The 6,603-nt window shown below is 42.3% G+C and carries 7 protein-coding genes; 3 read left to right on the forward strand and 4 right to left on the reverse strand.

Annotated features, from left to right (window positions below; genetic code table 11):
* Positions 1–134 precede the first annotated feature (134 nt).
* Entirely contained in the window at positions 135–998 is an 864-nt protein-coding gene (locus DP117_RS23110; RefSeq protein ID WP_169220585.1) for an alpha/beta hydrolase, read from the forward strand.
* Positions 999–1,017: 19 nt separating this feature from the next.
* On the opposite strand, the gene DP117_RS23115 is transcribed toward DP117_RS23110, so the two are convergent.
* Genes DP117_RS23115 through DP117_RS23125 form a run of 3 tightly spaced genes read right to left on the reverse strand, consistent with a single transcriptional unit; the run spans position 1,018 to position 2,235 of the window.
* Positions 1,018–1,260 (reverse strand): hypothetical protein, encoded by a 243-nt coding sequence (locus DP117_RS23115; protein ID WP_169220586.1) that lies wholly within the window; start codon positions 1,258–1,260, stop codon positions 1,018–1,020.
* Positions 1,261–1,306: 46 nt separating this feature from the next.
* Positions 1,307–1,996, reverse strand: a complete 690-nt coding sequence (locus tag DP117_RS23120) for a uracil-DNA glycosylase (protein ID WP_169220587.1) — start codon at positions 1,994–1,996, stop codon at positions 1,307–1,309.
* Positions 1,997–2,013: 17 nt separating this feature from the next.
* Positions 2,014–2,235, reverse strand: a complete 222-nt coding sequence (locus DP117_RS23125) for a hypothetical protein (protein ID WP_211176297.1) — start codon at positions 2,233–2,235, stop codon at positions 2,014–2,016.
* 431 nt (positions 2,236–2,666) lie between these two features.
* On the opposite strand from DP117_RS23125, the gene DP117_RS23130 reads away from it, so the two are divergent.
* Positions 2,667–3,884: an acyl-CoA dehydrogenase family protein gene (locus DP117_RS23130; RefSeq protein ID WP_248277782.1), complete on the forward strand. Its 1,218-nt coding sequence runs from the start codon at positions 2,667–2,669 to the stop codon at positions 3,882–3,884.
* 309 nt (positions 3,885–4,193) lie between these two features.
* On the forward strand, positions 4,194–5,441 hold the full coding sequence (locus DP117_RS23135; RefSeq protein WP_169220589.1) for an RNA-guided endonuclease TnpB family protein: 1,248 nt from the start codon (positions 4,194–4,196) through the stop codon (positions 5,439–5,441).
* 1 nt (position 5,442) lies between these two features.
* Here the strand turns inward: DP117_RS23135 and priA are convergent.
* A partial coding sequence (priA, locus tag DP117_RS23140) for a primosomal protein N' (protein WP_248277783.1) occupies positions 5,443–6,603 on the reverse strand: 1,161 nt, incomplete at its 5' end.

Here is a 6,603-nt window from a genome sequence, read left to right on the forward strand (position 1 = left end):
CTGTTTGAGATATTAAGAATTATTGAGTCCTTATTTCCTTCTCAAGTTTGTTTCTAAAGTGAATATTTTTCTATATATGTTATTATTGACACTTGTGTGAAAACTCCGATTATCTAATTGGAAGAGTATAAATTATGTCTGTACTAGAAGGTTCATGGCAGCACGAGTCTATCACTGTAAATGGGGTAAAATTGCATTATGTGACTCAGGGAGAAGGTTCTTTGATGCTCATGTTGCATGGATTTCCTGAGTTTTGGTACTCGTGGCGTCACCAGATACCAGAATTTGCAAAAGACTTTAAAGTGGTTGCCCTTGATTTGCGTGGCTATAACGACAGCGAAAAGCCTAAAAACCAATCAGCTTATGTGATGAATGAATTTGTTAGAGATGTTGAGGGAGTCATTAAGGGATTAGGATACGAAAAAAGCATTGTGCTAGGACATGATTGGGGTGGTGCGATCGCCTGGAATTTTGCTTACTCTCATCCTGAAATGGTAGAGCGTTTAATTGTACTTAATCTTCCTCATCCCGCTAAATTTGCTGAAGGCTTACGCACTCCTCAACAGTTACTGCGTAGCTCGTATATGTTCTTATTTCAATTACCAGGAATACCAGAATTCCTTATACAATCCTTTGACTATCAACTCATTGAAACTGCTTTTAAAGGTATGGCGGTTAACAAAAGTGCTTTCACACAAGCAGATATCGAAGCTTACAAAGATGCTGCAGCAAAACGAGGTGCCCTCACAGCAATGTTGAACTACTACCGCAACCTTTTTCAACAGAGAATGGTTAATCGAAATTGGGGCGTTTTGGAAGTGCCAACTTTGATGATTTGGGGAGAAGACGATACCGCCCTTGGTAAGGAATTAACCTACGGTACCCAAGTTTATGTCAAAGATTTTCAAATCAAATATATCCCTAGTTGTAGTCATTGGGTACAACAGGAACAGCCTCAATTAGTCAATCAGTATATACGAGAGTTTTTGGGATGTTAATGACTCTGAACTCAGGAGTTTAATAGCCACTACCATCACAACCGCCGCCACCGCCATCAAAGCCTCCACTGTCACAACCGCCACCAGAGTTATTGCTACTACCGCTGTCATATCCTCCAACATCACCGTAGTACCAACTACTATCACCATTACCATTATCTTTACGACGCTGACTAGAAGTGGGTTTGTTGGCTGAAACAGAATCTTGTATCAAAGCTATAAAACCTAGCAGAACCACGAAAAATATGATGACGGACAACATGATTTGATTTCTTTTAGTGAACGCGTTTTAGATAACTTCAGCGTTCTCAAATGCTTTTCCGGATTTCATCAAACTTAGCACGCACTGCTTGTATATCTTGCCACGTTAACCACTTGGGGCTACCAACCTCACGGGATTGGTTACGTAGCAAATAAGATGGATGAAAAATTGGCATACACAAACGCCCCTCCCACTCCATCCACTGTCCACGAATTTTGGTAATTCCGCGTTTATCACCGGTTAATCCTTTGACAGCAGTTGCACCTGCTAAAAGAATCATTTTTGGATCAACCAGGCGAATTTGTTCCAAGAGGTACGGTTTGCAAGCCTCCATTTCTTCTGTGGTCGGAACCCGGTTACCAGGAGGTCTACACTTGTTAATGTTAGAGATGAATACATCTTTCTCTGTATCTAAGTTAACAGATGCCAGTATTTTCTCTAGCAGCTGTCCTGCTTTTCCAACAAAAGGCAACCCAGTTTCATCTTCATTTTGACCTGGTGCTTCCCCCACAACCATGATTAGTGCTTGGAGATGACCACGCCCAACAACAGCATGAGTACGTGTCTGTCCTAATTCACACCGATGACACTGATTGCAATGCTGTGCTATTTCGATCATATCAGCATAGGTCCCGGAAGGAATGGGGATTTTTGCGTCTGTGGGAATTAGCGCTTTTTGGTCATTCGAGTTAAAGCTTGAGTCATCGAAGAGGCTGAGTTGTTGTTCGTTGTTCATGAAAAGTCTTAGGCCATTCAGGAATGAAATTCAGAATCCTTGTCGTGCTGTGTTTGTGCTGGTTTGATCACAACACGACCGTTTTCTACAACAGTGCAGTTTTTAGTTGTGCTGTTGCAATTGTCAACTCGAGTCTCAACACATTGCATTTGGTCACACTGAGTTTTGTGGTAGTGATTATTTTGCTCTTGTTGTTGACTAAGGGTGACAGCGCAACAAGTAGAAGTAGTTAACGACATATTCAGTTCTTTTACATCCATATACTATTATCACTCAATTGAGTTTGACTTTTACGGCAAAGACAAGTCTTTGCCAAATCAATTAAGTAAAACTACTTATTTGAGCATTGAGTTAGCCATTAACACAATTTGAAATAAAAATTACTTAGTTTTATGAACTAGAAGAGTACTCCTAAGAGGATGTCTGATGATTTTTTTATCTGTAATTTTGACATCTTTTTATCTAATTGCCATGATTTTTAGGAGTTTGACAAAGGCTGAAATGCTTTTATATCAACAGTTATCGTCAAATAAAGAAATTGAACAAACGGAAATCATGGAATGATAAACAATCTTTTTATACCATTTCCAGGGCGATAGGATAATTAACTAGATGCCATATCAAAATGCAAATTCCAAACTGCTCCTAGCTATGGCATTGATAGCATCCAATGACGAAGGAAGAACAAATCATGATTGACTTCAGCCTCACTCTCGAACAGCGGATGTTGCAGTCAAAAGCGCGTGACTTTGCTGAAAGAGAAATTAAGCCTATTGTTCAAATCATTGAGGAGTCTGACAATCCAAAAATTGAACCTTGGGATTTCTGTCAAAGTGTGTTCCGCAAAGGTGCCGAACTGGGATTCACATCATTGTTGCTTCCAAAAGAGTACAGTGATCGGGAAGGAAAGTGTATAGATTTGGTTTTGGTTTTGGAAGAACTGGGTGTTGCTGATGTCAGCATTGCATGTAGTTACTTTAATCTGACTGCGGCAATGTCGCTTTTCGTAACTAGGGTTGGAACAAGCGAACAGCAGAAGCGCATATTGTCTCACGTGGGTTCTGGGGATCCTCACTTGTATAGTGCTGCAGAGAGTGAGCCAAATATTGCTACCTCAGATTTGTTCTGTCCCATACCAGATGCCAATATTGGAATGAAGACTTTTGCACAACGGGATGGTGATGTCTATGTCCTTAACGGCAAAAAGTCGTCTTTAGTGACAAATGCTGGCATTGCGGATGCATATTTTATTATTGCACGCACAGCTCTTGATAAGCCTTTGGGCGAGAGTATGTCTATATTCTACGTTCCAGCAAATACCCCTGGTCTGAAATTTGGCAACAGAACCGAGATGATTGGCTGGAAACCTTCTCATCACACTGAAATTCATCTTGATAACGTGTACGTACCCGCAGAGAATCTTCTTGGGAAAGAGGGTGAGGCGGCTAAACTTCTCATGTTGCTTCCTGAGGTAGCTATTGGACTTGCGGCTTCATACGTCGGTTTGGCTCGCGCAACGTATGAGTATGCGCTAGACTATGCCAAAAAGCGAGTCAGCTGGGGGCGTCCGATTATTGAGCATCAGTCAGTCGCTTTGAAGCTTGCTGATATGATGATAAACACGCAGGCTGCAAGATTGACAGTATGGGAGGCAGCAAATACTGCTGACACCAATCCCCAACTCGCTGCAATGCTTAAGGCACCAGCAGCTAAGACTTTTGCTGTAGATGTGGCAATTAAAAACGCGCAAACAGCAGTTGAGATTCTTGGTGGTTATGGAGTGACTAAGGAGGCTCAAACGGGTAAGTTTCTTGCTGACGCCTCTATTGGATATTCATGTGACTTTACGCGAGAAGTTCTGCGTCTTGGGCTTGTTAAGTGTTTGTAAAACACAGTGCGTTCTGCTTGTGAAGAACGCACTAGCAAAGCTGTTTAATTACCTTAAATAGCAAGAAGGCTCACACTGTACCTGTACTCAGGTCAGTGTTGAGACGGCAGTCGCTTCAAGCCGGGGAACCCGTCCGACGCGCTGCCTCATGAATTGCGAGTGAGTTGAGGAGTGTAGTCTGACTATATTTGAGCGCGGCGAAAACCAGGAAGACTACAACGACGAAACGAGCAAAATATTTTGCTTTGGTTGACACAACTGTCAAAATATCTGTTACCATAAATATGTAAACACGGTAAGGTCGATGCCATGTATAGAGCAATTAAAGTTAGAATTTATCCCACTGACGAGCAAGAATCCTATCTAGCTCAATGTTTTGGCAATACTAGATGGCTGTGGAATTATATGCTTAATGCCACAACCACAGCATACAAAGAAACAGGGAAAGGTCTTTCTAAGGTTGCAATGGACAAGTTGCTACCAGGATTAAAGAAAGAATATGAATGGCTAGGACTTGCGTACAGTCAAGTATTGCAACGAGTAACATTCAATCTTTCTAGCGCTTTTGTCAATTTCTTTGAGGGACGCGCTAAGTATCCTAACTTTAAATCTAAGCATGGTAAACAATCGATTCAATATCCCCAGAACGTAAAACTACTACTACAGGATTCTGTAATTAAGTTTCCCGGTAGTTTGGGATTGATGAAAACTGTGTTTCACAAACAACTGCCCGATACGAAGGTACAAACTGTAACAATATCGAGAAATGCAGACGGTAGGTACTACGCATCTATTCTTTTTAATCAAGAGAATACACCAGTAGTTGCAATTAGAGAAGCTATTGGGGTTGACTTGGGATTAAAGAACTTTGCTATAACTTCCGAAGGCTCAAAGTATGACCTTCCTAAAAAGCAGTTAGCAAAATTAGAAAAGAATAGAAAGCGCAAGCAGCGTAAACTAGCCAAGAAGACAGATAAAACTTCTGGTAAACGCCGCAAAGCTAAACGAATGGTAGCCAAAGTATCTAGCAAAATAGCTAGAGTAAGAGAAGATTTTCTGCACAAGCTATCTCGCAAAATAGCATACGAAAACCAAGTTATTTGTGTAGAAGATTTGGCAGTTAAAAACATGGTGAAAAATCCAAACTTGGCAAAGTCAATATCAGACCAAGGGTGGGGGATGTTTCTAACCATGCTCAAATACAAAGCTGAAAGGTTTGGTCATGCCTATCAAGAAATAGGTAGGTTCTTTCCTTCGTCTCAACTTTGTAATCAGACTCTACTACCAATCCCAATGCTGCAACATGGATATGATTCATTGGGAGTCCGGTTTGTAGATTGCCCTCACTGCCTGAGACAGCATGATAGAGACATCAATGCTGCAATCAATATTAAAAATGAAGGTTTGCGATTATGGGCGTTAGGAACTAGCGCTTCTGCCCTTGGAGGGGATGTAAGACCAAAGTCATCAGGACGTAAAAAATCCGTGGCGACAGAGGCAATCCCCCGTGAATTGGGAAGCCCACACTCTATCTGTACTCAGATGGGTGTTGGGTAGTTCACATAATATTTATCGGATCTACATCAATTGTTAAACTGACTGAACGAGGACAAAGTTGACGTATTTCTTCCCAATCTGGCAACTGTGGTAAGGCATTGAGGTCAAATTTTAGCAAAATCTGCCACCGGTAACGATTCGCAACCCGTAAAATGGAAGCGGGTGCTGGTCCTAAAATGTCTAACCCTTCATGAGTCGGCAAAGCTGCTGCTATCATTTGAGCAGTATTTTCCACTTGAATTGGATCAGGACTACTTAAGCGCAATAAAATCAATCTCCCATAAGGTGGATAATTGAGCGATCGCCGTTGTTCTAATTCGGCATCTATAAAAGACAGATAATCGTGATTTTGTACTGCTTCAATCACAGGATGTTCACAAGTGTAAGTTTGGACAATCACTCTTCCTGGTTCTTCTCCTCTACCAGCACGTCCCGCAACCTGTGTCAAGGTTTGAAACGCTCGTTCGCTCGCACGATAATCTGATAGATGCAGCAACCCATCAGCAGCGACAACACCCACAAGTGTGACTTGAGGCAAATCTAATCCTTTGGTGAGCATTTGCGTACCAATTAACAAATCTGCTTCACCGTTGACAAACTGTGTTAGAAGAGTACGGTGTGCTCCTTTTGTCCGGGTGGTATCGCTATCAAAACGGATAAAGCGCAGTTGGGGAAACTGTTTTGCTAACTCCTGTGCAACTCGTTGGGTACCGCTACCGAAAAATTTAAGGTAGGGAGAACCACATTCTGGGCAGTTGTGAGGATGCGATCGCGCAAAATTACAGTAATGACACCGCAGTGTTTGCGGCGCATTCTCCTCAGTGTGGTGATATGACAGCGACACGTCACAGTTAGGACACTCCAAGACATATCCACAACTGCGACAAGACACAAATGTGCTGTGTCCCCGACGATGGATAAATAAAATTCCTTGTTGACGACGTTCTCGCAATTGCTGCAAAGCAGATTGCAACGAACGACTAAATATAGAACGATTTCCCTGTTGCAATTCTTGGCGCATATCCACAACTTCCACAGGAGGTAGAGGACGGGAGTAAATGCGTTCAGGAAGGGATAGGTAGTAAGTGGGCGGAGTCAGGGAGTCAGGGAGTGAGCGAGATGAGGGAGTTATTTCTCCCCCGACTCCCCCGACTCCCCCGAC

It is taken from the genome of Brasilonema sp. UFV-L1 (assembly GCF_012912105.1).
Taxonomy (GTDB): Bacteria; Cyanobacteriota; Cyanobacteriia; order Cyanobacteriales; family Nostocaceae; genus Brasilonema.

Excerpts from the sequence above, each read along its gene's own strand:
- DP117_RS23110 (WP_169220585.1), top strand. The coding sequence starts at position 135 with ATGTCTGTACTAGAAGGTTCATGGCAGCACGAGTCTATCACTGTAAAT.
- DP117_RS23115 (WP_169220586.1), bottom strand. The coding sequence starts at position 1,260 with ATGTTGTCCGTCATCATATTTTTCGTGGTTCTGCTAGGTTTTATAGCT.
- DP117_RS23120 (WP_169220587.1), bottom strand. The coding sequence starts at position 1,996 with ATGAACAACGAACAACAACTCAGCCTCTTCGATGACTCAAGCTTTAAC.
- DP117_RS23125 (WP_211176297.1), bottom strand. The coding sequence starts at position 2,235 with ATGTCGTTAACTACTTCTACTTGTTGCGCTGTCACCCTTAGTCAACAA.
- DP117_RS23130 (WP_248277782.1), top strand. The coding sequence starts at position 2,667 with ATGACGAAGGAAGAACAAATCATGATTGACTTCAGCCTCACTCTCGAA.
- DP117_RS23135 (WP_169220589.1), top strand. The coding sequence starts at position 4,194 with ATGTATAGAGCAATTAAAGTTAGAATTTATCCCACTGACGAGCAAGAA.